General features: G+C 71.9%; 21 protein-coding genes. 10 read left to right on the forward strand and 11 right to left on the reverse strand.

The window, feature by feature from the left end; all coding sequences use genetic code 11:
* Positions 1-5: 5 nt before the first annotated feature.
* From AC6H2I_RS12055 to secF, 5 genes are all read right to left on the reverse strand, one after another.
* Entirely contained in the window at positions 6-248 is a 243-nt protein-coding gene (locus tag AC6H2I_RS12055; RefSeq protein ID WP_497500883.1) for a hypothetical protein, read from the reverse strand.
* Positions 248-2,512 (reverse strand): 3'-5' exonuclease, encoded by a 2,265-nt coding sequence (locus AC6H2I_RS12060; protein ID WP_497500884.1) that lies wholly within the window; start codon positions 2,510-2,512, stop codon positions 248-250. The genes AC6H2I_RS12055 and AC6H2I_RS12060 overlap by 1 nt, the downstream gene beginning before the upstream one ends.
* Positions 2,509-2,892, reverse strand: coding sequence for a response regulator transcription factor (locus AC6H2I_RS12065; RefSeq protein WP_497500885.1), 384 nt, complete (start codon positions 2,890-2,892; stop codon positions 2,509-2,511). Before AC6H2I_RS12065 ends, AC6H2I_RS12060 begins: the two co-directional genes overlap by 4 nt.
* A 217-nt stretch (positions 2,893-3,109) precedes the next feature.
* On the reverse strand, positions 3,110-4,432 hold the full coding sequence (locus AC6H2I_RS12070) for an SPOR domain-containing protein (RefSeq protein WP_497500930.1): 1,323 nt from the start codon (positions 4,430-4,432) through the stop codon (positions 3,110-3,112).
* Between the two features lie 167 nt (positions 4,433-4,599).
* A complete protein-coding gene (secF, locus tag AC6H2I_RS12075) occupies positions 4,600-5,529 on the reverse strand; it encodes a protein translocase subunit SecF (protein ID WP_497500886.1) in 930 nt (309 codons plus the stop codon).
* A 306-nt stretch (positions 5,530-5,835) separates the two neighbouring features.
* Here secF and AC6H2I_RS12080 point away from each other — a divergent pair, with 306 nt between their 5' ends.
* From AC6H2I_RS12080 to fcl, 3 genes are all read left to right on the forward strand, one after another.
* Entirely contained in the window at positions 5,836-7,608 is a 1,773-nt protein-coding gene (locus AC6H2I_RS12080; RefSeq protein ID WP_497500887.1) for an SLC13 family permease, read from the forward strand.
* 115 nt (positions 7,609-7,723) lie between these two features.
* Positions 7,724-8,773, forward strand: a complete 1,050-nt coding sequence (gene gmd / locus AC6H2I_RS12085; protein ID WP_497500888.1) for a GDP-mannose 4,6-dehydratase — start codon at positions 7,724-7,726, stop codon at positions 8,771-8,773.
* Complete coding sequence (fcl, locus tag AC6H2I_RS12090; RefSeq protein WP_497500889.1) at positions 8,770-9,756, forward strand: GDP-L-fucose synthase; 987 nt, start codon at positions 8,770-8,772, stop codon at positions 9,754-9,756. Before gmd ends, fcl begins: the two co-directional genes overlap by 4 nt.
* 37 nt (positions 9,757-9,793) lie before the next feature.
* On the opposite strand, the gene AC6H2I_RS12095 is transcribed toward fcl, so the two are convergent.
* Together AC6H2I_RS12095 and AC6H2I_RS12100 are read right to left on the reverse strand one after the other, a co-directional pair.
* On the reverse strand, positions 9,794-10,069 hold the full coding sequence (locus tag AC6H2I_RS12095; RefSeq protein ID WP_497500890.1) for a MoaD/ThiS family protein: 276 nt from the start codon (positions 10,067-10,069) through the stop codon (positions 9,794-9,796).
* Between the two features lie 4 nt (positions 10,070-10,073).
* Positions 10,074-11,156 carry a WD40/YVTN/BNR-like repeat-containing protein gene (locus AC6H2I_RS12100; RefSeq protein ID WP_497500891.1) on the reverse strand — a complete coding sequence of 361 codons (1,083 nt, stop codon included), beginning with the start codon at positions 11,154-11,156 and terminating at the stop codon, positions 10,074-10,076.
* Positions 11,157-11,251: 95 nt separating this feature from the next.
* On the opposite strand from AC6H2I_RS12100, the gene AC6H2I_RS12105 reads away from it, so the two are divergent.
* Positions 11,252-11,701 carry a MarR family winged helix-turn-helix transcriptional regulator gene (locus AC6H2I_RS12105; protein ID WP_497500892.1) on the forward strand — a complete coding sequence of 150 codons (450 nt, stop codon included), beginning with the start codon at positions 11,252-11,254 and terminating at the stop codon, positions 11,699-11,701.
* A gap of 15 nt (positions 11,702-11,716) precedes the next feature.
* On the opposite strand, the gene puuE is transcribed toward AC6H2I_RS12105, so the two are convergent.
* From puuE to AC6H2I_RS12120, 3 genes are read right to left on the reverse strand one after another with little or no spacing between them, the layout of a single operon-like run.
* Positions 11,717-12,646 carry an allantoinase PuuE gene (gene puuE / locus AC6H2I_RS12110; RefSeq protein ID WP_497500893.1) on the reverse strand — a complete coding sequence of 310 codons (930 nt, stop codon included), beginning with the start codon at positions 12,644-12,646 and terminating at the stop codon, positions 11,717-11,719.
* Positions 12,643-13,209, reverse strand: a complete 567-nt coding sequence (locus AC6H2I_RS12115; RefSeq protein ID WP_497500894.1) for a septation protein A — start codon at positions 13,207-13,209, stop codon at positions 12,643-12,645. Before AC6H2I_RS12115 ends, puuE begins: the two co-directional genes overlap by 4 nt.
* A 55-nt stretch (positions 13,210-13,264) precedes the next feature.
* On the reverse strand, positions 13,265-14,260 hold the full coding sequence (locus tag AC6H2I_RS12120; RefSeq protein ID WP_497500895.1) for a lipid A deacylase LpxR family protein: 996 nt from the start codon (positions 14,258-14,260) through the stop codon (positions 13,265-13,267).
* Positions 14,261-14,558: 298 nt separating this feature from the next.
* Between AC6H2I_RS12120 and AC6H2I_RS12125 the strand changes: the two genes are divergently transcribed.
* The 3 genes from AC6H2I_RS12125 (at position 14,559) to AC6H2I_RS12135 (ending at position 18,618) form a co-directional block, all read left to right on the forward strand.
* Positions 14,559-15,077: an RNA polymerase sigma factor gene (locus AC6H2I_RS12125; RefSeq protein WP_497500896.1), complete on the forward strand. Its 519-nt coding sequence runs from the start codon at positions 14,559-14,561 to the stop codon at positions 15,075-15,077.
* A 6-nt stretch (positions 15,078-15,083) separates the two neighbouring features.
* On the forward strand, positions 15,084-16,097 hold the full coding sequence (locus AC6H2I_RS12130) for a FecR family protein (RefSeq protein ID WP_497500931.1): 1,014 nt from the start codon (positions 15,084-15,086) through the stop codon (positions 16,095-16,097).
* A 121-nt stretch (positions 16,098-16,218) separates the two neighbouring features.
* Positions 16,219-18,618, forward strand: coding sequence for a TonB-dependent siderophore receptor (locus AC6H2I_RS12135; RefSeq protein ID WP_497500897.1), 2,400 nt, complete (start codon positions 16,219-16,221; stop codon positions 18,616-18,618).
* Positions 18,619-18,675: 57 nt separating this feature from the next.
* Here the strand turns inward: AC6H2I_RS12135 and AC6H2I_RS12140 are convergent, their stop codons facing one another.
* Positions 18,676-20,154 (reverse strand): AMP nucleosidase, encoded by a 1,479-nt coding sequence (locus tag AC6H2I_RS12140; protein WP_497500932.1) that lies wholly within the window; start codon positions 20,152-20,154, stop codon positions 18,676-18,678.
* A 313-nt stretch (positions 20,155-20,467) separates the two neighbouring features.
* Between AC6H2I_RS12140 and AC6H2I_RS12145 the strand changes: the two genes are divergently transcribed.
* From AC6H2I_RS12145 to AC6H2I_RS12155, 3 genes are read left to right on the forward strand one after another with little or no spacing between them, the layout of a single operon-like run.
* Positions 20,468-20,971, forward strand: coding sequence for a (2Fe-2S)-binding protein (locus AC6H2I_RS12145; protein ID WP_497500898.1), 504 nt, complete (start codon positions 20,468-20,470; stop codon positions 20,969-20,971).
* Between the two features lie 31 nt (positions 20,972-21,002).
* On the forward strand, positions 21,003-23,390 hold the full coding sequence (locus tag AC6H2I_RS12150) for a xanthine dehydrogenase family protein molybdopterin-binding subunit (protein ID WP_497500899.1): 2,388 nt from the start codon (positions 21,003-21,005) through the stop codon (positions 23,388-23,390).
* A gap of 13 nt (positions 23,391-23,403) precedes the next feature.
* Positions 23,404-24,198: an FAD binding domain-containing protein gene (locus tag AC6H2I_RS12155; protein ID WP_497500900.1), complete on the forward strand. Its 795-nt coding sequence runs from the start codon at positions 23,404-23,406 to the stop codon at positions 24,196-24,198.
* Positions 24,199-24,282: the final 84 nt, after the last annotated feature.

Here is a 24,282-nt window from a genome sequence, read left to right on the forward strand (position 1 = left end):
GCCCGTCACCCCCCGCCGCCCCGCTCCAGGTGCAGCGCCAGCAGACCGACCGCGCCGCCCCAGACCCCGAGGATGTAGACGTACAGCAAGGGCCAGCCGAACACCGTGTCGCCGGCGCCGAAGACCCGCAGCAGCGGCGGGTTGAACAGGATGGCGCCCAGCAGGAACAGCGCGACCACCCGCTCGGCGCCGGGGCGCGCGCCGCGCCCGGCGCCGTCCGGCGGGGCACCCGGCGGCGGCCCGGCCATCAGAACGCGCGCTCCCGCTGCGCCAGTTCCACCAGCATGTTGGCGGCGCGGATGGCGTCGTCGAGGGTGCGCACGTCGCGCTCGCGCAGCATGGCGAGCATCCGCACGAACACCGCCGCGGTCACCAGGCTGTCGCCCAGCGCGGTGTGGCGGTCGACCACCTGCACGCCCAGACGCTGGGCGATGCCGTCGAGGGTGTGGTCGCCGTCGGCGCCCTGGAGCAGGCGCGACAGCAGCATGGTGTCGAGCACCGGGGTGTCGAACCGCACCCCGGCCCGGCGTTCCTTCATCTTCAGGAACTTGAGGTCGAAGGCGGCGTTGTGCGCCACCACCACGGCGCCGGCGACGAAGGCGCGGAACTGCGGCAGCACGGCCTCGATGGCGGGCTGGTCGGCCACCATGGCGTCGGTGATGCCGTGGAAGCGGATCGACTCCTCGGGGATGCGGCGGCGCGGGTTGACCAGCGCGTTGAAGGTTTCGCCGGTCAGGATGCGGCCGTTGACGATGCGCACCGCGGCGATCTGGATGATCTCGTCGCCGCCCGACGGGGACAGGCCGGTGGTCTCGGTGTCGAACACCACGTAGGGCAGGGCCTCCAGCGGCGTGCTGCCCAGGGCGCTGGTGGCGAGCGGCTGGTGCATCAGGCCGAAGTCGAAGAACTCGGCCCGCGCCGGCGCGGTGCGGTCCCGCCGCGGGTGGGCCGATGGCGGCGCCAGGGCGGGGGGCAGCGGCACGCGCAGGCGGGCGGTGCCGTCGCGGCCAGGCACCGCCTCGCACCACAGCTCGCTCCGGTGGTGCTGCAGCACGTCGCCCACCGTCAGCCCGCCCAACGCGTCGGCGACCGGCTGGTCGAGCCAGCCGTCGACGGTGGCGCTGGCAAGCGGCGCCCCCTGCCAGGCGAGGTCGACGTACACCCACTGCCCGCCGGCCTCCACCGCCAGGTCGAAGGCGCGCACGCCGGTCAGCGCGTGGACCCGCCCGATCAGGTGGTCGAACATCACGACCAGGCCGTAGCTGTCGCCGTGCAGCCACTGCGGCAGCCCGGTCGGGGTCACCGTGATGGCGTCGCGCGGGCCGACGCGGTGGCGCACCAGGTTGGCGAGGTTGGCGCTGTGCACGTCGCTCATCGGCCAGGTGCCGGTCATCACGCTGCGGTACTCGCCGGTGATGCGCTCCAGCCGGTCGGCCAGGGTGCCGGTGGCCTCCAGCAGAACCGCCTCGAAGGCGGCGCGCTCGTCGGGGCCGAGGTCGGGGTTGTCGGCCAGGGTCTCCAGAGCCGCGCGCAGGTTGGCGACGGGGCCGCGGAAGCCTTCGGTCGCCTCGCGCAGCAGGCGGTCGCGCTGGCCCAGCGCGGCCAGCTCGCGGGTCGCGTCCTCCAGGGTCAGCACGTACCCGGTGATGACCGGGCCGCTGGTCGCCGTCGGCGTTTCCCCGCCGCCGCCGCTCCCGCTGTCGCCGGTGCCGTCCTGCAGCATCACGCTCATCCGCCCGGTCAGCAGGATGCGACCGTCGGTGGTGCCGCCGACGAACTGGGCCGTCGTGCCATGGGCGTGGCCGAGGTGGCGCCCCTCGCGCACCCGTAGGGTCAGGCGCTCCAGGGTGTGGGTGACCGGCTCGGGCAGCAGCACGTGCAGCAGGTTGCGGCCGAGGCCGAGGTCGCCGGTGAGGTGCAGGAGGTCCAGCGCCGCCTGGTTGTAGAGCAGGACCTGGTGCTTGAGGTTGCACACCAGCACGCCCTCGTGCAGGTCGCGCAGGGTGGCGCCGAGGCGCGCCTTCTGCTCCTCGGCGGCGGCGGTGGACGCGGCGATGGCGCGGTCGATGTCCTGCCGGGTGGCCACCAGGCGATCGGCGAGGTCGTTGAGGGCGACCGCGATGGGGGCGAGGTCGGCGTAGCGCTCGACCGGGATGCGGGCCCCGGCGTCGCCGTGGGCCAGCACCCGCGCCTCGCCGGCCAGCGCCGTGCCGGCGCGCAGCAGGTAGCGGTCGATCACCAGCCACAGGAAGCCGAACCCGGCGATCAGCGCCAGGGTCATCGCCGAGGCGTAGGCGACCAGCGGGTTGGGCTGGGCGTCGCGCATGGCGATGGCGCCGAGCACGGCCAGCATGACCAGCAGCGCGCCGATCCCGCGCACGGCCAGGGGAATGAAGCGGCGCGACGCGATCGGCGGGCGGCCGGCGGCCGGCTGGCCGGGCGGGCCGGCGGGGGCGACTGGCGCCGCGCCCGCGCCGCCCGCCACGGACGACGGCGCGGCCGGCGCGGTCACGACGGCACTCCCTCGGTCTGCAGGTACTTGCGCACGGTGGCCACGAGGTCGCGGGTCGAGAAGGGCTTGGTCACGTAATCCGTGGCCCCCAGCGCCAACCCCTTCTGGCGCTCCACGTCGCGGCTCTTGGCCGTCAGCATGATGATCGGGACGTCCTTCCAGCGCGGATCGGCGCGCAGCGACTGGCAGACGTCGAAGCCGTCGCGCTTGGGCATCATGGCGTCGAGCAGGATCAGGTCGGGCGTGGCGGCGGCCACCGCGGCCATCGCCTCCTCCCCGTTGCGGGCGACGCGGACGTCGTATCCCGCTTTCTGGAGAAGGACTTGCAGGGACATGACGATGCTCGGCTCGTCGTCGGCCACGAGGATGGTCGGCTTCACGGCGGGTGTCCTCCGGTGCGTCGGCCCTTGCGGCCGATCATTGTTTGTTCGGGAAGGCAACACAGAACACCCATCGTACCGTTGCGGGTATCGGCAGATCAAGCGCACCCCGACTCCGGGCACGGCGGCGCGGCCGGGCCAGCAGGACGGGTGGCCAGGGGCGTGTCGGCGCGGGGGAGGCAGAGCGGGCCGCCGGGCGAGGGCCGGGCGGCCGCGGTCAGCGCAGGCTGAGGACGATGGGCTCGAGGCCGAGATCCGTCTTCAGGGTCTCGGCGATGCGGCCGGCCTCGCCGCGCGACGGGTAGCCGCCGACCCGGACCGCCGTCCAGGGCCGGTCGTCGCGCCCGGTCCAGTCCATGGCGAAGGCGCGGTAGCCGCGGTCGCTGAGCCGGCGCACCAGGGCGGTGGCGTTCTTCGCGTCGCGGAAGGTGCCGACCTGGACCACGAACCGGCCGCCCGCCACCGCCGCCGCCGGTCGGGCGCGCTGCGGCGTCGCGGCGGGGGGCGGCGGCCTGGCGGCAAGAACCGCCTGGAGGTCGCCGGCGTCCGCGTCCTCCGCCTCCATGGCTTCGCCGGCCATGGTGTCGTCGTCCATGGTGTCGTCGGCCATGATTTGCTCGGCCATGATTTGCTCGGCCGTCGCGTCGGGGGACTCGGTCGCACCGTCGTCGAACGCCTGGTCGGCCGAGGCGGGGGGGGGCGCGGCGGGCGCCGGCGCCGTGCGGGCGATCAGCGGCGGCACCAGCGGCGGCGGTTCCGACAGGCCGCCGGCCGTCCCGGCCGCGACAACCGTCGGGGCGTCGGGGGGGGCCGCCGCGGTGCGGGCGCCGCCGTCGGTGGTCCGCGGCGCGCCGTCCTCCGCCGCGGGCCGCTCCGGCGCGGCCGTGGCGGGCGCCGTCTCGACGGCCAGCATCCTGTCGGCCATCGGCATATCCGGGGCCGGCATATCCGGGGCCGGCATATCCGGGGCCGGCATATCCGGCGCCGGACGGTCGGGGCGGCTCAACAGCGGCGGCGGGGAGTCCGTCGACGCGCCGCCGCGCGGCGGGATCGCCGGCGCGGCCGCCACCACGGCGGCCGTGGGCGCGGTCGTTTCGAAGGCGTCGATGGGCGGCGCGGCGGGGGCGGCGACGGTGACGGCGTCGGGCGTGGCCGGTCCGGCGGACGGGTCGTAGGAATCCAGCAGGATCACACCGAGCCCGACACCGGCGGCGGCGAACAGGGCCACGGCGATGCGGCCGAACGGGACGCCGCGCGCCGGCTCGGCCACCTCGTCGTCGTCGTCGTCCTCGTCGGCGCTCACGCCGCGGCGGTCGCCCTTGAGATCCTCGTCGATCGCCCGCAGGAGCTGCGCGATGTCGTCGTTGCTGGCCGCCGCGCCGCCGCCGGCCTTGGCCACCGCGGGGCCGCCACCGGTGCCGGCGGCCGCGGCGCCGCGCGGCACGCGGGTGGCGCGCGGCGCCGCACCCTTGGCGGCCGAGAGGTCGTCGCCGGATGAGGCGGCGCCGGACGGGTCGGCGGTGTCCTTCCTCTTGTCCATGGTCACGGCGGGGGCTGCACCCGATCTGTCGCGGTCGGCCGTCGTCAGGGCCCGTCAGTGGGCCTGCGAACGGAACGGGACCGTTCTACCCGATTTCCGCGAGTCGCGAAACGGTCGATGCGCCGCAGGCACGTGAGAAAGCCGTGACCGGCCGTCGCTCCGCCGCCTCAGCCCTGCGCGGCCGGTTCCTCGGCGGTGGCCGGGCGGCGGCGGATGGCCGGGAGGTGCAGCAGCAGCGCGGCGCCCACGTACACCGACGAGAAGGTGCCCAGCAGGATGCCGAAGGTGAGCGCCAGGGTGAAGTTGAAGAGGGCGCTGCCGCCGAACAGCAGCAGGGGCAGGATCGCCAGCAGGGTCGAGCCGGAGGTCAGTACGGTGCGCGACAGGGTCTGGTTGACCGCCTCGTTGATGACCGAGGCCATGTCGAGCTGCTTGTGCCGGCGCATCATCTCGCGGATGCGATCGAAGACCACCACCGTGTCGTTGATGGAATAGCCGGCCAGGGTCAGCAGCGCCGCCACCGCGGTCAGGTCGAATTCGAGCTGGAACAGGGTGTAGAGGCCGAGCGTGACCAGCACGTCGTGCCCGGTGGTGATGAGCGCGGCCACGCCGAACTGCCACTCGAAGCGGAACGCGACGTAGGCGGTGATGGCCAGCACCGCCAGCACCGTGGCGACCACGCCGTCCTGCAGAAGCTCGCCGCCCACCTTGGGGCCCACCAGTTCGACCCGGCGGTACTCCCACCCTTCGCCCAGCACGCCGCGCACGGTGGTGATCGCGGCGCGGTTGGCGGCCTCGCCGCCGGCCTGCTGCTGCACGCGGATCAGGATGTCGCGGGGGCTGCCGAACTCCTGGAGCTCCACCGCGCCGAGGTCGGCGGCGGTCAGCCGCTGCCGCAGCCCGCCGACGTCGATGTCGTGGTCGGCCTTGGCCTCGATCAGGATGCCGCCGGCGAAATCGATGCCGAGGTTCAGCCCCTGAACCGCCAACGACCCCAGGGTCAGCACGAACAGCGCGATGGAGAACGCGTACGCGAGCTTGCGCTTGCCGATGAAATCGAACCGTGGGCGGTCGGGGACGAGGCGCAGCAGACGCATCGATGACTTCCTGATCGGGGGGCGGGGGCCGTCGCGCCTGGGATTAGCGGCTTTTGCCCCGCGGGGCAAGGGCGCAGGCGGCCCTCGCTGCGGCGAGCCGGGCGGCGGTGTGATTTGTCTTGAATGCAGATAGGAAATATGTGAGATCCGGTCCGGATTGAACACGATCGAAGTGCGGTTGGTTTTATATTTCACGACCGCGACCGGGGTGTTGTGAACGGACGCTTGTCGCGGCGAAGCCACCGCTCCCATAATGCGCCCGCACCCCGGCGTGGCGCGCGTGGGCGGAACGGAGCCGGAAGCGGCATGACATTCGACCAGGTTTTCGTGCTCGTTCTGCTGGCGGTGATCTTCGTGGCGTTCATCCGCGAGTGGGTGCCGCCCGACATCGTCGCCCTGACCACCACCGCGTCCCTGCTCGCCGCGGGCGTGCTCACCACCGACGAGACGCTGGAGGTGTTCTCCAACCCCGGCGTGGTCACCGTGGGAGCGATGTTCGTGCTGTCGGCGGCGCTGGAGCGCACCGGCTGCATCGAGGCGCTGGGGGACGCCGCCACCCGCTGGGTCGGGCGGACGCGCCATCTGGCGCTGCTCGGCATCGTCGGGCTGGCGGTGGCGGTGTCGGCCTTCATCAACAACACGCCGGTGGTGGTGATCCTGACCCCGGTGGCGATCCGGCTGTGCCACCACATCAAGATCGCGCCGTCGAAAATGCTGATCCCGCTGTCCTATGCGGCGATCTTCGGCGGCACCTGCTCGCTGATCGGCACCTCGACCAACCTGCTGGTGGACGGGGTGGCGCAGCGCCTGGGCCAGCCCGCGTTCGGCCTGTTCGAGATCGCGCCGCTCGGCCTGGTCATGGCGGCCCTGGGCATCAGCTATCTGCTGCTGTTCAGCGACCGCCTGCTGCCCAACCGCGAGACCGTGGCGTCGCTGATGGACGAGCTGCCGCAGCGCCAGTTCCTGACGGAGATGATCGTCCTGCCGGACGCCGCGGTGATCGGAAAGTCGCTGGAGGAGGCGAAGCTCACCAAGCTGGAGGGGGGGCGTGTCGTCGACGTGGTGCGCGGCGACGAAAGCCAGCGCCGCCAGCTACCGGCGGTGCGCCTCAAGGCCGGCGACCGTCTGGTGATCAAGACCGCGGTGGAGGGGCTGATGGGGCTGCGTGAGCGCGCCGGCATCGGCTTCGACCCCGACGACCGCTTCCAGGAGGTGGCGAGCCGGCGCACGGTGCTGGTCGAGGGCATCGTCGGCCCGCGCTCCAGCTTCGTCAACCACCGCCTGTCGGAGTTCAACCTGCGCCGGCGCTACGGCGTCTACATCATCGCCGTGCACCGCCAGGGCGAGAACCTGCGGGGCAAGTTCGAGGACGTGCGCCTGGAGGTCGGCGACACCGTGCTGCTGGAAGGGCCCACCGACGGCATCCGCCGGCTGGTCGATTCCGGCGACCTCATCAACCTCACCCAGCCCGAGCACCACCCCTTGCGCACCGACAAGGCGTGGATCGCCGTGGCCGCCGTGCTGGCCGTGGTGCTGCTCTCCTTCTTCGAGGTGATGCCCATCGCCGGGCTGGCGCTGATCGCCTCGGTCGCCGTGGTGCTGGCGGGGTGCGTGCCCCATTCCGAACTCTACAAGTCGATCGAGTGGCGCATCCTCTTCCTCATCTTCGGCATGCTGCCGCTGGGCATGGCGCTGGAGAAGAGCGGTGTGGTCGAGCTGGTGGCCACCGCGGTGATCGACCAGATCGGCCATTTCGGGCCCTGGGTGGTGCTGTCGCTGCTCTACCTGCTGGCCACCATCCTGACGGAGATCGCCAGCAACAACGCGGTCGGCGTCCTGCTGACCCCGATCGCCATCGGCATCGCCCAGCAGATGGGCGTCGATCCGCGGCCGTTCATCGTCGCGGTGATGTTCGCCGCGTCGGCCTGCTTCTCCACCCCCATCGGCTACCAGACCCACCTGTTCGTCTACGGCGCCGGCGGCTACAAGTACCTGGACTTCGTGCGCATCGGCGTGCCCCTGAACACCGCCTTCTGGATCGTCGCCAGCCTGCTGATCCCCGTGTTCTGGCCGTTCTGACGGGGGAGGAGCGGTCCCTGGCATGCACGGGCGACTTGTGGCATTGTCCGGCGCGCCCCGTGCGACCATGCGCGCCGGGGGCGGCAGGGCCAATCCGTTTTGAGAGACGTTGAAGATGACGAGCAAGGTTGCGTTGATTACCGGCGTCACCGGACAGGATGGAGCCTACCTCGCCGAGCTGCTGCTGAAGAAGGGATACAGGGTCCATGGCGTGAAGCGCCGTTCGTCCTCGTTCAACACCAGCCGGATCGAGCACCTGTATCAGGACCCCCATGACGGCGACATCCGCTTCACGCTGCATTACGGGGATCTGACCGACAGCACCAACCTGATCCGCATCGTCCAGGAGACGCAGCCGGACGAAATCTACAACCTCGGCGCCCAGAGCCACGTGCAGGTCAGTTTCGACACCCCGGAATACACCGCCAACGCCGATGCCATGGGGACCTTGCGCCTGCTCGAAGCCATCCGCATCCTCGGCATGGGCGGCAAGGTGCGGTTCTACCAGGCCTCGACCTCCGAGCTCTACGGCAAGGTCCAGGAGGTGCCGCAGCGCGAGACGACGCCGTTCTACCCGCGCAGCCCGTACGCCGTCGCCAAGCTGTACGCGTACTGGATCACGGTCAACTACCGCGAAGCGTATGGCCTGCACGCCTCCAACGGCATCCTGTTCAACCACGAGAGCCCGCTGCGCGGCGAGACCTTCGTCACCCGCAAGATCACCCGGGCCGTCGCGGCGATCGAAACCGGGCAGCAGCAGACCCTGTACCTCGGCAACCTCGACGCCAAGCGCGACTGGGGCCACGCGCGTGATTACGTGGAGGGCATGTGGCTGATGATGCAGCAGGAGCGACCGGACGACTATGTCCTGGCCACCGGCGAGACCCATTCGGTGCGGGAGTTCGTCGAGCTGGCGTTCGCGCGCGTCGGCCGGCGCATAGCGTGGCAGGGCACGGGGGTGGAGGAGAAGGGGCTGGACGCCGCCACCGGCGCGGTCCTGGTCGAGGTCGACCCCAACTACTTCCGGCCGACGGAGGTGGACCTGCTGCTGGGAGACCCGGCGAAGGCGCAGACCCAGCTGGGCTGGCGCCACCGCACCAGCTTCGAGACCCTCGTTCAGGAGATGGTCGACGCCGATCTCGCAGAATCGCGGAGGGGGGCGTGAGCGGGGCCGGCGCCGCGGCCGGCGGTCTTCCGGTGGACTTCGCCCTGCGCGGCCGGCGGGTGTGGGTCGCCGGCCATCGCGGCATGGTGGGGGCGGCCATCGTGCGGCGCCTGGCAACGGAGGACTGCACCATCCTCACCGTCGGCCGTCAGGACGTCGACCTGTGCGACCAGGCGGCCACCGGCCGGTGGATGGCGAGCGCCCGCCCGGACGTCGTCGTCGTCGCCGCCGCCAAGGTCGGCGGGATCCTCGCCAACAGCACCTGGCCGGCGGATTTCCTGTACGACAACCTGATGATCGAGGCCAACATCATCCACACGGCCGCGGCCGTGGGCGTGCAAAAGCTTCTGTTCCTCGGCTCTTCGTGCATCTATCCGAAGATGGCGCCGCAGCCGATTCCCGAGGATGCCCTGCTCACCGGTCCGCTGGAGCCGACCAACGAGTGGTACGCGCTGGCCAAGATCGCCGGGATCAAGCTGTGCGCGGCCTACCGCAAGCAGCACGGGGCCGACTTCATCTCGGCCATGCCGACCAACCTCTACGGCTTCAACGACAACTTCCATCCCCAGAACAGCCACGTCCTTCCGGCCCTGATCCATCGCCTTCACGAGGCGGTGCAGGCCGGCGCGGACGAGGTGGTGCTGTGGGGGTCGGGCACGCCGCGGCGTGAAATGCTGTTCGTGGACGATCTCGCCGACGCCTGCGTGTTTCTGCTGCGGCATTACTCCGGGGACTCCCACGTGAACGTCGGCACCGGCGAGGACGTGACGATCCTGGAGCTGGCGCAGACCGTGGCCGAGGCCGTCGGCTACACCGGGCGATTCGTCTTCGACCGGTCCAAGCCGGACGGAACGCCGCGCAAGGTGTTGGACGTCCGCCGCCTGCAGGGGCTCGGCTGGCATCACCGGGTGAGCCTGCGCGAGGGAGTCGCCGCCACCTACCGGTGGTATCTGGACAACATCCGCGAGCTGCGCGCGGAGTGACCGGGGCGGCCGGACCGGGCCGGCGCGCCGCCGGCGCTCACCCCCCGCTGACCGCGGTCATCACGAACACCTCGGCGCCCGGTTCCAGCGCGGTGTGCAGCGTCGCCCGCTCCCCGGCGACGAAGACGTTGATGTGGCGCCGCACCGCCGGCGTGCTGTCGCACAAGCGGTCGCGCATTCCCGGCCAGCGGGCGTCCAGGGCGTCCATCACGTCGGCGACGCTGGCGGCCTCGAGGTGCAGGCGGCGCGGCGCGCCGGGGAACAGCGCCACCAGGGGGGCCGGCAGGTGGATCGCCACGGGAGCGCGTGCCATCGCCTCACCCCCCGACCACCAGGGTCTCCACCGACAGGATGGCCGGCAGGTCCCGGGCCACGCAGTGCCAGCGCCCGCCCTCGTCGGCGCTGGCATAGAGGGCGCCGCCACCGGTGCCGAAATAGACCCCGGCGGGCTCCAGCCGGTCGGTCGCCATGGCCTGGCGCAGCACGCCGACAAAGGCGTTCTCCTGGGGCAGCCCGTCGCGCAGCGCCACCCAGGTCTCGCCGGCGTCGCGGGTGCGCCACACCGCGACCTTGGCGTCGGGGACGAAGCGCCCGGCGGAGTCGCCGTTCAACGGCAGCAGATAGAGGGTGTCGGGGTCGCGCGGGTGGGCGGCGGCGGGGAACCCGAAGGAGGACGGCAGCCCGGCCTCGATGCTGGTCCAGTGCAGGCCGGCGTCGTCGCTGCGGTACATGCCGCAGTGGTTCTGTTGGTAGAGCCGGTCGGGCCGCCCGGCCGCCATGGCGAGGCTGTGGACACACTGCCCGTACACCGGGTAGCGCTGGTCCTCCGGCAGGTAGTCGCAGCGCGTGCCCTGGTTGCGCGGCTCCCAGCTGGCGCCGCCGTCGGCGCTGTGGAACACCCCGGCGGTGGAGATGCCGACCCAGACGCGCTGCGGGTCGTCGGGATGCAGCAGGACGTGGTGCAGGATCAGGCCGCCGCCGCCGGGCTGCCAGTCGGCGCGCGACGGGTGGTCGCGCAGGCCGGCGAGGTGGGTCCAGGTGCGGCCGCCGTCGGTGCTGCGGAACAGCCCGGCCGGCTCGACCCCGGCGTAGAGCGCGCCATGGCCCGCGGCCAGACTCCACACCGCCTTGACCGGCGCCTCCCCTGGCGGGTAGGCCAGCCCGGCGCTGGAATGGCTCCAGCTGGCGCCGCCATCGTCGGAGCGCCAGACCGCGGGGCCGAACCACTCGTTGCCGCCGCCGGCGTAGAGGGTGCCGGTCGCCGGATCGGCGACGGCGTGGTTGATCGGCCAGGTCTCGCAGAAGGGACCGCGCAGCTCCCAGGCGCCGCGCGCCGCGTCGCCCTCGGCAATGAAGCAACCCTTCTTGGTGCCGACCAGAATGATGACCCGTTGCGCCATGCCGCCCTCCCGGCTGCCGTCCGAGTCCCGATGCTGCGGCAGCACGCCGCGGTCCGGCCACTGGACAAATAAGTTGATATCAACATTATTAGATCATGAGCGACGAACGCAACCCCCTCGTGCCCTTCGAGACCACCTTGCTGGTGCGCGACACCTGTCTGTGCCTCCACGCCCAGCGGGCGGCACGGGCGCTGGCCCGGCGCTTCGACGAGGCGTTGCGGCCGGTCGGGCTGACCAACGGCCAGTTCTCGCTGCTGATGTCGCTGAACCGGCCCCAGCCGGCGGGGCTCGGCGGCGTCGCGGCGCTGCTGGCGATGGACCGCACGACCCTGACCGCGGCGTTGAAGCCGCTGGAGCGGCGCGGCCTGATCGTGGTCTCGGTGGACCCCGCCGACCGGCGTGGCCGCCGGCTGGCCCTCACCACCGCCGGGCGGTCGCTGCTCGCCGAGGCGGTGCCCATCTGGGAGTCCACCCACGCCGAGGTGGAGGGGCTGCTGGGCACCGGCGCGGAGGGCCTGCGGGCCGCCCTCCTGGCCGTGTCCTGACGCCGGCGGCCGCCGTCAGCGCGCCGCGCAGGGGTGGCGCTCGATCCAGTGGCGGGCGATGTCGATCCGTCGGGTCACCCAGACCTTGTCGTGGGAGGCGACGTGGTCGAGGAAGCGGCCCAGCGCCGCGGCCCGGCCGGGCCGGCCGACGAGGCGGCAGTGCAGGCCGATCGACAGCATCCTCGGCCGCTCCGCCCCCTCGGCGTAGAGCACGTCGAAGCTGTCCTTGAGGTAGGCGAAGAACTGGTCGCCGCTGTTGAACCCCTGGGCCGAGGCGAAGCGCATGTCGTTGGCGTCGAGGGTGTAGGGCACGATGAGCTGCGGCCGGCCGTGCTGCTGGTCCCAGTAGGGCAGGTCGTCGGCGTAGCTGTCGGCGTTGTAGAGGAAGCCGCCCTCCTCGGCGACCAGCCGCCAGGTGTTGGGGCTGCAGCGGCCGAGGTACCAGCCCAGCGGCCGGGCGCCGGTGATCCGGGTGTGGATCTCGATGGCGCGCCGCATGTGCTCGCGCTCCACCGCCTCGGGCACGTGCTGGTAGTCGATCCAGCGCAGGCCGTGGGTGGCGATCTCCCACCCCGCCTGGGTCATGGCGGCCACCGCCTCGGGGTTGCGCTCCAGCGCCATGGCCACGCCGTAGACGGTGACCGGCAGGCCGCGCTCGATGAACAGGCGGTGCAGCCGCCAGAACCCGGCGCGCGAGCCGTACTCGTAGATCGACTCCATGTTCATGTGGCGCATGCCGGCGACGGGCTGGGCGCCGACGATCTCCGACAGGAAGGCTTCCGAGGCGGGATCGCCGTGGAGCACGCAGTTCTCCGCGCCCTCCTCGTAGTTGATCACGAACTGGACGGCGATCCGCGCCCCGCCCGGCCAGTCGGCGTGGGGCGGGGTGGCCCCGTAGCCGATCATGTCGCGTGGGTAGGCGGGGGGCGGGGCGGCCTGGCTCATGACGGGGCGGTCTCGTCCGACGGTTGATCGGGGATCTGGTGGCGCAGGATAACCGGCATCTGCGAGGCGCTGAACAGCAGAGTGAGCGGCAGGATGCCGAACACCTTGAAGTTCACCCAGTCGTCGGTGGACAGGCTGCGCCAGACCACCTCGTTGAGCGCCGCGAGCACCACGAAGAAGCAGGCCCAGCGGAAGCCGAGGATGCGCCAGCCCTCGTCGCGCAGGGCCATCACCGAGCCCAGCAGGTGCTTCAGCACGTTGCGGCGCAGGATGTGGGCCGTGAACAGCACGGTGGCGAACAGCAGGTTGACCAGCGTCGGCTTCAGCTTGATGAAGATGTCGTCGTTCAGCCACAGGGTCAGCCCGCCGAACAGCAGGACGAAGGCGCAGCCGACCACCGGCATGACCGGCACCTTGCGCTCGACGTGCCAGGAGATGGCGAGCGCCACCAGGGTGGCGACCATGAAGACGGCGGTGCCGGTCATGATGCCGAAGCGGGCGTTGGCGAAGAAGAAGGCGGCGAGGGGGCCGGCTTCGACCAGGAGGCGGACGAACGGATTCATGCCCTCTCACATAGCCCGTCGCGGCCCGCGCGAAAAGGGTGGAGCGACGGCCGGGTCAGAACAGCACAGACAGGCGCACCGATCCGTAGGCGGCGATGCCGTCCTGCTCGGCGAACTCCGGCGTCGTGACGCTGTGGGCGTAGGAGAGCGCGACCCGGTTCCAGCGCGCCGTGACGCCGACCTGGGCGCTGCCCACCAGGGGCGTGCGGTCGACGCTGTGGCTGGAGCGGAAGGTGTTGCCGTCGAGGAAGATGTTGCGCGCCACCGCGCGCGCCTCCGCCGACGCGTAGACGTACCACGAGAAGCTGGCCGGCCGGTCGGCGTCCTGGAAGGGGATGGAGGCGGTGGGGCGGGTCACCAGCGCCCCCACCGGCGGCCCCATGTTCTGCCCCAGCCGCACCGTCAGCCCGGCCCCGGCGAAGGTCAGCACGTTGCCCAGCGACCCCGCGGCGTGGGGCGACAGATCCACCGCCAGGGGACCGAACGGCACCGGGGTGCCGCGCCAGACGTGCTCGTAGCTGAGGATGATGCCCGGCTCGTTCTCCAGCTGGTGGTGCCAGCCCTTGGGGTCGTTGGCGCCGGGAACGATGCTGTGGACGAACTTCTGGGTTGGCTCGGCCAGCGAGGCCGGGCCGACGATGCCGAGGTCGAGGTCGAAGCGGTCGACCGCGCTCTCGGTGGTCTGCAGCAGCGACAGCCGGCCGTAGAGCCAGCCGGCGTAGGGGCGGTCGTCGAGGATCAGGTCGCGCCGGGTGGTGTCCTCGGGGGTGTACATGTTCTGGCCCAGGGCGAAGCCGTAGCGCCGGGCCGCCGTCTCCCCCGGGGCGGTCAGCCGGTCGGCCAGCCAGTCCAGCGCCCCCAGCGACGGCTTCTCGTCCGACAGGTAGTAGAACTGGACACCGTTCGTGTAGTAGCGATCGGTGTTGGAGAACAGGTCGTTGTCCAGCCAGAAGCCGAACACCTCCTGGCCCGCCGCCGGGGCGGCCCCGCCCATCGTCACCACGAGTCCGAGCGTCGCCGCCAGCCGCCGCACCGCCGTCGTCCCGGCCATCCCCGCCGCCATCCCCGTCTTCTCCCGTCCCGTTCCATCAGCACTGCGAGATGGTGGGCGGGGCGGGCGGATGCAAACCGACGAATGTCCTAGCGGCGGAACGGACGACGCCACGGCACCCCTGGCCGAACGGTCTGGCCGGTCGGCCGGGAGCAGGGCCTCGCCGGCCGTCGAAGACGCATCGACAAGCGCCGCGAACCGTGATTCGATGGCGGCATCGGACCTCCGGGCCTGTCCCGGGGCCCGTTCGGGACCCGTCGCCGGGGGGCGCGGGGCCGTGCGATCGGGGGGCGTCGTCATGCTGTTGTTGCAGGCCTACAGCGAGCACGAGCGGGAGCTGATGCGCTACCTGTCGCGGCGCCTGGGCTCCGCCACGCTGGCCGCCGACATCGCCCACGACCTGTACCTGAAGCTGTGCGGCGTCAAGGACCACCCGGACATCCGCGACCGCAAGGCCTACCTGTTCAAGCTGGCGGCCAACCTCGCCACCGATCACGTGCGGGCGGAGCGGCGGCGCCGGGAGATCCTGTCCGACATCAACGGCCTGGTGTGGCTGCAGAGCGAGGAGCTGACGCCGGAGCGGCACATGGCGGCGCGCGCCGAGCTGCGCGCCATGGAGGAGGTGATCGCGGCGCTGCCCGAGCGGTGCCGCCAGGTGTTCCATCTCTGCCGCTACGAGGGCCGGTCCCAGGCCGAGGTGGCGGCGGAGCTGGGCATCGGCGTCACCACCGTCTATTCGGACATGAAGGTGGTGATGACCGCCCTGCTCAAGGCGCGGCGGAGCTTCCGGGCCAGCCGCGGCCAGGGGGAGACCTGAGTGTCCATGCCCCATGTCCAGGGCGGCGGGTCCGACGGGTCCGACGGTGTCGACGACGCGGCGCAGGACTGGTTCCTGCGCCTGGCGTCGGGCGCGGCCTCCGACGCGGACCGGCGCGGCTTCGCTCGGTGGATCGCCGAGGACACCCGCCACCAGGCCGCCTACGCCGAGCTGGAGGCGCTGTGGAGCGTTGTCGCCCCGCTGGACGGCGCCTTCGCCCCGCACGGGCGGCCCGCCGCGGCGGCGCGGGACGCCCGCGCCGTGGGCTGCGGCGGGCGACCGGCCGGGAACCGCCGGCGGCGGATGGCGCTGGCGGGGGGGCTGGCCGCGGCCGCCCTGGCGCTCCTGGTGACGACGGGCGTGGTCCAGCCGGCGCTGCTGCTGGCCGACCACCGCAGCGGCGTCGGCCATCGCACGGTGGTGACGCTGCCGGACGGCACGGTGGCCCACCTCAACACCGACACCGCCATCGACGTCACCTATTCCGCCGGGTTCCGGCGGGTCCGGCTGGTGCGCGGGGAGGCGTATTTCGAGGTCCGCAAGGACCCCTCGCGCCCCTTCGAGGTGGCCGCCGAGGGCGGCCGGACCACCGCGGTGGGAACCGCCTTCGTGGTGCGCGACGCGGGCGTCGCGGCGGTCGTGACCGTCACCGAGGGCGCGGTGCGGGTGGACTCCCCCGGCGACGCACCGGCCGGGCCGGGCGTCGTCGTCAGCGCCGGCCAGCAGGTCCGGTACGGCGCGGGCGCCCGGCCCGGCACCGTGCGCGCCCTCGACACGGCCCTGGAGACGGCGTGGCTGCGCGGCCAGATCCTGATCCGCCAGAGGTCGCTGCCCGATGCCCTGGCCGAGATCGGCCGCTACCACCCCGGCCGCATCGTTCTGCTGCACGACGGCGCCGACCTCCAGCCGGTCACCGCCCGGCTGGCGCTGGACGACCTGGACGGCGGCATCGACGCCCTGGCCGCCACCCACGGCCTGTCGGTCACCCGCCTGACCCCGTATCTGGTGGTCCTGCGGTAAAACTCGCCCCTCGTAAAAAAACTCCACCGGTGTGCCCTACCTCGTTCGGTCTAAAGAGGAAGGCGCGATTGCGAGTAAGTTGCATTAGCGCCCGCCATGGATCGCAGCGAGGAGAGTGAGCATGTGGATTGGGGGCAAGGGGGCGCATGGGGGGCGCCTGGCCGGTGTCGGGCTGATGGTGGTGACGGCGGCGGCCCTGTCGCCGCCGGCGCCGGCCGCGGCCGCGGCGCCGGGCCAGCAGGTGGCGCAGTCGGCCGAGGTGCGCTCCTTCGACATCCCGCCGCAAAGCCTGGGGTCCGCGCTGGACCGCTTCGCCGACCAGAGCGGGCTGGCCTTCGCCTTCAAGAGCGAGGACGTGGCCGGTCGCACCTCCCCCGGCGTCGTCGGCGCCTATGCCGTGGACGGCGCGTTGCAGCGCCTGCTGGCCGGCAGCGGCCTGAGCTGGCGCTTCACCAACCCCCGCAACGTCGTCCTGGAGGCCTCGGCCGGCGGCGCCATGACCCTGGACCCGGTCACGGTCGAAGGGGCGCGGTCCGCCGACGTCGACCGCCCGGTCGGGCCGGACCTGTCGATCGTCGCCCGGCGCTCGGCCGCCGGCACCAAGACCGACACCGACATCCTGGACGTGCCCGCCTCCGTCTCGGTGGTGACGCAGAGGGAACTGGAGCGGCGCAACGTCCACGATCTGCAGCAGGCCCTGTCCTACACCTCCGGCGTCGTGGTGGACGGCTACGGCTCCGACGACCGCTACGACTACTTCGCCATCCGCGGCTTCCAGCAGCTGACCCTGGGCACCTACCGGGACGGCCTGGCGATGCGCGTCGCCGGCTGGACCACCAGCCGGCTGGAGCCCTACGGGCTGCAGCGGGTCGAGGTCCTGAAGGGCTCGACCTCCACCCTGTTCGGCCTCAACGGGCCGGGCGGGCTGGTCAACTCGATCACCAAGCGGCCGCTGTCCGAGCGCCACGGCGAGGTCTACTCCACCGTCGGCGCCGACCACATCGAGGCGGGGACCGATTTCGGCGGACCGATCGACGACCAGGGGATCTGGAGCTACCGGCTCACCGCCATGACCCAGGACGGCGCCTATGACGGCGACGAGTCGAACGACGACCGGATCTACATCGCGCCGGCCCTCACCGCCCGGCTGCCCGGCGGCGGCTCGCTGACCCTGCTGACCGACTACAGCAAGCGCGAGGGCAACGCCGGCTACGGCTACCCCCAGGGCGTCGACGTCAGCCACGAGGCCTTCCTGGGCGAGCCGGACTTCAACAAGTTCGACACCGAGCAGGTCGATGTCGGCTACCAGCTCGACCTGCCGATCAACGATGGGCTGTCGTTCCGCCAGAGCGCCCGCTACACCCATCTGACGCTCGACTACGAGCAGGTCTACCCCTCCTCGGCCGACCCCGCCGCCCCCCGCACCGCCTTCGCCGTCGACGGCACGGTGAACCGCTTCTCCATCGACAACCAGCTCCAGTACGACCGCCGCTGGGGGCGGGTCGACACCAAGACCCTGGTCGGCGTCGACTACTCCTACGACAAGAACGAGGAGGTCGCGCTGTACGGCATCGCCAGCGGCATCGGCTTCCAGAACCCGGCCTATTGCGGCCGGGGCTGCATCACGCTGGGCCCCTGGGTGAACTGGGCGCCCGTGCAGAACGCGCTGGGCCTCTACCTGCAGGAGCAGATCACCCTGGACGAGCGGTGGATCCTCACCCTCGGCGGCCGCTACGACAACGTCCGGACCAAGGTCGACTATCCCGACCTGGGGACCACCGACGACGGCACCGACGTCGCCTTCACCAAGCGCGCCGGCCTGACCTACAAGGCGACGGACGAGCTGTCGCTCTACGCCAACTATTCGGAGTCGTTCCAGCCCCTGGTGGCCCAGACCTTCAACGGCTACAGCGTCGAGGGCTCCCTCGAGCCCCAGGAGGGCACCCAGTACGAGGTCGGCGTGAAGTACCGGCCGCGGGGCGTCGACGCCCTGGTCACCCTGGCGCTGTTCGACCTCACCCAGACCAACGTCCCCGTCAACGTCAGCCCGGTCGTGCAGAGCCAGATCGGCGAGATCCTGGTGCGGGGCGTCGAGCTGGAAGGCAAGATGGCGTTGGACGACCGCGTCAACCTGACCCTGTCCTACGCCTACTGGGACGCCGAGACGACGGAGGACGGGATCGCCGGCAACGTCGGCAAGCGGCCGGCCCAGACGCCTGAGCACATGGCGTCGGCCTGGCTGGACTACACCCTGCCCGGGGCCGGCGCCCGCGGCGACCTCACCGCGGGGCTCGGCGTGCGCTTCGTCGGCTCGAGCTTCGGCGATCCGGCGAACACCGTGACGGTCGACTCCCACACCGTGTTCGACGCGGGCCTGGAATACCGGATCACCGACTCCGTCAGCGCCGCCGTCAACGCCACCAACCTGTTCGACATGTCCTATGTGTCGACCAACTACTACGGCACCGTCTACTACGGTGACCGGCGGAAGGTGCTGGCCACGCTGAAGTACACCTGGTGAGGCCCGGCCGGCGCGGCCCCGGGGGACGGGGCGCGCCGGCGCCAGGGGGGTGCGCGGCTACTGGAACGCCACCTCGGCGAAGCTGCGCAGCTTGCGGGAATGCAGGGTCTCCAGCCCGTTCTCGTGCAGCAGCTCCATGGCCAGCACGCCGATCTTGAGGTGCTGGTCGACCCGCTCGCGGTAGAAATGGTCGGCCATGCCCGGCAGCTTGAGCTCGCCGTGCAGCGGCTTGTCGGAGACGCACAGCAGGGTGCCGTAGGGCACCCGGAAGCGGAAGCCGTTGGCGGCGATGGTGGCGGATTCCATGTCGAGCGCGATGGCCCGGCTCTGGCTGAAGCGCTGCACCGGCTCGCGGTGGTCGCGCAGCTCCCAGTTGCGGTTGTCGATGGTCGCCACGGTGCCGGTGCGCATCAGGCTCTTCAGGGCGTAGCCGGACAGGCCGGTGATCCGCTCCACCGCCGTCTCCAGGGCGCGCTGCACCTCGGCCAGGGCCGGCACCGGCACCCAGGTCGGCAGGTCGGCGTCCAGCACATGGTCGTCGCGCACGTAGCCGTGGGCCAGCACGTAGTCGCCGAGGCGCTGGGTGGAGCGCAGGCCGGCGCAGTGCCCCAGCATGATCCAGGCGTGCGGGCGCAGCACGGCGATGTGGTCGGTGATGGTCTTGGCGTTGGACGGGCCGACGCCGATGTTGACCAGGGTGATGCCGTTCCCGTCGGGCCGCGTCAGGTGGTAGGCCGGCATCTGCGGCAGGCGCAGCCGGCGGGTCAGCGTCACCTCGTCGGGCTCGGCGTCGGGCACCAGGTTGCGGTTGAGGGTGACGATGTCCGAGGGCTCGACGAAGCGGTCGTACTGGCGCCGGTAGGCCGCCTGCTCCGGGTCGTCGGTGGGCGCCATGATGCCGTGCGCCAGCTTGATGAACTCGTCGACGTAGAACTGGTAGTTGGTGAACAGCACGAAGTTCTGGAAATGCGCGGGCGACGTCGCCGTGTAGTGCTTCAGCCGGTGCAGCGAGTAGTCGACGCGCGGCCCGGTGAACAGCGCCAGCGGGCGCGGGGCGTCGGCCTCGCAGGTGCCGTTGACGATGGTGTCGTCCATGCGCGCCAGGTCGGGCAGGTCGAACAGGTCGGGCAGGCGCATCAGCCGCTCGCGGGTCAGGTCGCCCTCGACGTAGAGGCCGCCGGGAAAGGCGAAGTGGATGGGGATCGTCTCCTCGCTCACGCCGACCTCGAGCGGCACGCCGTGGTTCTTCAGGAGCAGGCGGAACTGCTCCCGGTAATAGCCGGCGAACAGGTCGGGCCGGGTCAGCGTCGAGGTGTGCACCCCCGGCCCCTCGACGAAGCCGTAGGACAACCGGGTGTCGACGGCCGCGACGGTGTCGGTCGTCAAGGTGACGTAGGGATAGCCGGCGCGCACCCGCGCCGGCACGTCCTCGCCGCGCGTGAAGGCGGTGAAGCGGGCGCGCAGCCACGCGGTGTTGCGGTCCCAGATGGCCTGCACCTGGGCCAGCGCCGCGTCGGGGTCGTCGAACGCCCCCATCGGCCCGGGCGGCAGCGGCCCGGGCGGCAGCGGGCCGGGGGAACGGGGATCGGCAGAGGGGGACGGGGAGGGGGACGGGGAGGCGTCGGTCATGGCGGGTCCGTTGGCTGGCGGGGCCGTGGCCCCCACCATGGCGCGGCGGCGCCCGCCCTGGAAGAGGGAAGCGGCCGGCGCAGCCCTGCCGGCCGCCGCGCGGTGTCCATTGGTTCGACCCCCGAACCTTATCCTTTACGCGGGCGGGGCTTTGGCGTCATGCTTCCGGACAAGGCCCCGAAGGGCCACGGACACCCGTTCCGAGGGAGGATCTTCCAACATGAGCTGTACCATCACCCTGACGGTCAACGGCAAGGCGGTGACGCGGGAGGTCGAGGAGCGCACGCTGCTCGTCCACTTCCTGCGCGAGCACCTCGGCCTCACCGGCACCCATGTGGGCTGCGACACCAGCCAGTGCGGCGGCTGCGTCGTCCACCTCGACGGCGCCTCGGTCAAATCCTGCACCATGCTGGCGGTCCAGGCCGACGGCAGCCACGTCACCACCATCGAGGGGCTGGCGGCCGCCGACGGCACGCTGCACCCGATGCAGGAGGCGTTCCGCGAGCACCACGGCCTGCAATGCGGGTTCTGTACCCCCGGCATGGTGATGAGCGCGGTCGATCTGGCGACGACCAAGCCCGGCCTCACCGAGTCGGACGTCCGCGAGGGGCTGGAGGGCAACATCTGCCGCTGCACCGGCTACCACAACATCGTCAAGGCGGTGCTGAGCGGCGCCGAGGCGATGCGGGGCGGCACCGGCGCCGGCGCGATGGCGGCGGAATAAGAACAATCGGCTTCATGGGAGGAGTTGTGCGATGGCGAACCCCAGCGGCATCGGCGCGCCCGTGCGCCGGCGCGAGGACAAGCGGTTCCTGACCGGCCGCGGCACCTACACCGAGGACATCAAGCGGCCGGACCAGACCCAGGCCTGCATTCTCCGCTCGCCCCACGCCCACGCCCGCATCAGTGCCATCGACACGGCGGCGGCGGCGGCGGCGCCCGGGGTGGTCGCGGTGTTCACCGGCGCCGACATGGCCGCCGACGGCGTCAACGGCCTGCCTTGCGGCTGGCTGATCCACAACAAGGACGGCTCCCCCATGAAGGAGCCGCCGCACTTCCCGATCGCCCGCGACAAGGTGCGCCACGTCGGCGACGCGGTCGCCGTGGTGATCGCCGAGACCGCCGCCCAGGCCAAGGACGCGGCCGAGCTGGTGGAGGTCGACTACGAGGAGCTGCCGGCCGTGGCCTCGCTGCGCGCCGCGCTCGACGCCGGGGCGGCCGCGGTCCACGACGAGGTGGCGGACAACGTCTGCTACGACTGGCACCTGGGCGACGCCGCCGCGGTCGACGCGGCCTTCGCCCAGGCGGCCCACGTCACCCGGCTGGACCTGGTCAACAACCGCCTCGTGCCCAACGCCATGGAGCCGCGCGCGGCGCTCGGCGAGTACGACGCGGCGACCGGCGAGCACACGCTGACCACCACCTCCCAGAACCCGCACGTCATCCGCCTGCTGATGGGCGCCTTCGTGCTGGGCATCCCCGAGCACAAGCTGCGGGTGGTGGCGCCGGACGTGGGCGGCGGCTTCGGTTCCAAGATCTTCCACTACGGCGAAGAGGCCATCGTCACCTGGGCGGCCAGGAAGGTGGGGCGCCCGGTCAAGTGGACGGCCGAGCGTTCGGAGAGCTTCCTCACCGACGCCCACGGCCGCGACCACCTCTCCCACGCCGAGCTGGCGCTGGACAAGGACGGCCATTTCCTGGCCCTGCGGGTCGCCACCGTGGCCAACATGGGGGCCTACCTCTCCACCTTCGCCACCTCGATCCCGACCTATCTCTACGCCACCCTGCTGGCCGGCCAGTACAAGACCCCGGCGATCTACGCCGAGGTCAAGGCGATGTTCACCAACACCGCGCCGGTCGACGCCTACCGCGGCGCCGGCCGGCCGGAGGCCTGCTACCTGATCGAGCGGCTGGTGGACACGGCGGCGCGCGAGATGGGCATCGACCGCACCGAGATCCGCCGCCGCAACTTCGTGCCCAAGGAGGCCATGCCCTACGCCACCCCGGTGGCGCTGGAGTACGACACCGGCGACTTCGCCAAGAACCTCGACCTGGCGCTGCCGATCGTCGACTACGCCGGCTTCCCCGCCCGCAAGGCCGAGGCCAAGGCGCGCGGCAAGCTGCGCGGCATCGGCTTCGCCACCTACATCGAGGCGTGCGGCATCGCGCCGTCCAACATCGCCGGGGCGCTCGGCGCCCGGGCCGGCCTCTACGAATCGGCGGAGGTGCGCTTCCACCCCACCGGCTCGGTGTCGGTGTTCACCGGCTCGCACAGCCACGGGCAGGGGCACGAGACCACCTTCGCCCAGTTGGTGGCCGAGCGCTTCGGCATCCCCATCGAGAACGTCGACATCATCCACGGCGACACCGCCAAGGTGCCCTTCGGCATGGGCACCTACGGCTCGCGCTCGCTGGCGGTCGGCGGCTCGGCCCTGGTCAAGGCCATGGACAAGGTGGAGCGCAAGGCGCGGAAGATCGCCGCCCACCTGATGGAGGCGGCGGAGGCCGACATCGAGGTCACGGACGGCCGCTTCAGCGTCGCCGGCACCGACAAGAGCCTGGGCATCGCCGACATCTCGCTGGCCGCCTACATCCCCCACAACTTCCCCCTGGACGAGCTGGAGCCGGGGCTGGACGAGCAGGCCTTCTACGACCCCAAGAACTTCACCTATCCCAACGGCTGCCACGTCTGCGAGGTGGAGATCGACCCCGAGACCGGCGTCGCCAAGGTGGTGGCGTTCACCGCGGTGGACGATTTCGGCCGGGTCATCAACCCGCTGATCGTCGAGGGGCAGGTGCACGGCGGCATCGTCCAGGGCATCGGCCAGGCGCTCTACGAGAACTGCGTCTACGACGAGGAGGGGCAGCTGCTGACCGGCTCCTACATGGACTACTGCATGCCGCGGGCCGACGACGTGCCGTCCTTCACCGTCAGCTACCACGAGGACCAGCCCTGCACCCACAATCCGTTGGGGGTGAAGGGCTGCGGCGAGGCCGGCACCATCGGCGCCTCGGCCGCGGTGATGAACGCGGTGGTCGACGCCCTGGCCGAGCTCGGGGTGACCCACATGGAGATGCCCGCCACGCCGGAAAAGGTGTGGCGGGCCATCAACGCGCAGCAGCCCGCCCTGGCGGCGGAGTGAGGGAGGACCGACCATGTACGCCTTCGAGTACCGCCGCCCCGCCTCCCTGGCCGACGCCGTCGCCCGCCTCGCCGACGCCGAGGAGGCCCGCCCCCTGTCGGGCGGCATGACCCTGCTGCCCACCCTCAAGCAGCGCCTGGCCCAGCCGAGCGAGCTGGTCGACCTCTCCGCCGTGCCCGAGCTGAAAGGGGTGCGGGAGGAGGCCGGCGCCGTGCGGATCGGCGCCTTCACCCGCCACGTGGAGGTCGCCACCAGCGACCTCGTGCGGGCGCGCATCCCGGCGCTGGCCACCCTGGCCGAGAGCATCGGCGACCGCCAGGTGCGCAACCGCGGCACGCTGGGCGGCTCCGTCGCCAACGCCGACCCCGCGGCCGACTACCCCGCCGCGGTGCTGGGGCTGGGGGCCACGGTGGTGACCGACCGGCGGGAGGTGGCCGGCGACGCCTTCTTCACCGCCCTGTTCGAGACGGCGCTGGCGCCGGGTGAGCTGGTCGCCGCGGTGCGCTTCCCGGTGCCCGACGCGGCGGGCTACGCCAAGTTCCGCCACCCCGCCAGCCGCTACGCCCTGGTCGGCGTGTTCGTCGCCCGGATCGGCGGCGGGGTGCGGGTCGCCGTCACCGGCGCCGGCCCCTGCGTGTTCCGGGTTCCGGCCATGGAGGCGGCGTTGGCCGCCGACTTCCGCCCCGAGGCGCTGGCCGGCATCGCCATCGAGGCCGACGGCCTCAACGGCGACATCCACGCCAGCCCCGAGTACCGCGCCCACCTCGTCACCGTCATGGCCAAGCGCGCCGTGGCGGCGTGCGGCTGACGCCGGCGCCCCCCTCTCCCGCGCGCCGTCGCGGGTGAGGGGGGCGACCCCTTTGCCTTTGTCCCGCCCGCGGTTACCCTTGCC

Source organism: Azospirillum sp. NS33 (genome assembly GCF_059703765.1).

Bases quoted from the DNA above. Each gene is read 5' to 3' on its own strand.
- AC6H2I_RS12055 (WP_497500883.1), bottom strand. From the start codon at position 248: ATGGCCGGGCCGCCGCCGGGTGCCCCGCCGGACGGCGCCGGGCGCGGC.
- AC6H2I_RS12070 (WP_497500930.1), bottom strand. From the start codon at position 4,432: ATGGACAAGAGGAAGGACACCGCCGACCCGTCCGGCGCCGCCTCATCC.
- secF (WP_497500886.1), bottom strand. From the start codon at position 5,529: ATGCGTCTGCTGCGCCTCGTCCCCGACCGCCCACGGTTCGATTTCATC.
- AC6H2I_RS12080 (WP_497500887.1), top strand. From the start codon at position 5,836: ATGACATTCGACCAGGTTTTCGTGCTCGTTCTGCTGGCGGTGATCTTC.
- gmd (WP_497500888.1), top strand. From the start codon at position 7,724: ATGACGAGCAAGGTTGCGTTGATTACCGGCGTCACCGGACAGGATGGA.
- AC6H2I_RS12095 (WP_497500890.1), bottom strand. From the start codon at position 10,069: ATGGCACGCGCTCCCGTGGCGATCCACCTGCCGGCCCCCCTGGTGGCG.
- AC6H2I_RS12100 (WP_497500891.1), bottom strand. From the start codon at position 11,156: ATGGCGCAACGGGTCATCATTCTGGTCGGCACCAAGAAGGGTTGCTTC.
- AC6H2I_RS12105 (WP_497500892.1), top strand. From the start codon at position 11,252: ATGAGCGACGAACGCAACCCCCTCGTGCCCTTCGAGACCACCTTGCTG.
- puuE (WP_497500893.1), bottom strand. From the start codon at position 12,646: ATGAGCCAGGCCGCCCCGCCCCCCGCCTACCCACGCGACATGATCGGC.
- AC6H2I_RS12115 (WP_497500894.1), bottom strand. From the start codon at position 13,209: ATGAATCCGTTCGTCCGCCTCCTGGTCGAAGCCGGCCCCCTCGCCGCC.
- AC6H2I_RS12120 (WP_497500895.1), bottom strand. From the start codon at position 14,260: ATGGCCGGGACGACGGCGGTGCGGCGGCTGGCGGCGACGCTCGGACTC.
- AC6H2I_RS12125 (WP_497500896.1), top strand. From the start codon at position 14,559: ATGCTGTTGTTGCAGGCCTACAGCGAGCACGAGCGGGAGCTGATGCGC.
- AC6H2I_RS12130 (WP_497500931.1), top strand. From the start codon at position 15,084: ATGCCCCATGTCCAGGGCGGCGGGTCCGACGGGTCCGACGGTGTCGAC.
- AC6H2I_RS12135 (WP_497500897.1), top strand. From the start codon at position 16,219: ATGTGGATTGGGGGCAAGGGGGCGCATGGGGGGCGCCTGGCCGGTGTC.
- AC6H2I_RS12140 (WP_497500932.1), bottom strand. From the start codon at position 20,154: ATGGGGGCGTTCGACGACCCCGACGCGGCGCTGGCCCAGGTGCAGGCC.
- AC6H2I_RS12145 (WP_497500898.1), top strand. From the start codon at position 20,468: ATGAGCTGTACCATCACCCTGACGGTCAACGGCAAGGCGGTGACGCGG.
- AC6H2I_RS12150 (WP_497500899.1), top strand. From the start codon at position 21,003: ATGGCGAACCCCAGCGGCATCGGCGCGCCCGTGCGCCGGCGCGAGGAC.
- AC6H2I_RS12155 (WP_497500900.1), top strand. From the start codon at position 23,404: ATGTACGCCTTCGAGTACCGCCGCCCCGCCTCCCTGGCCGACGCCGTC.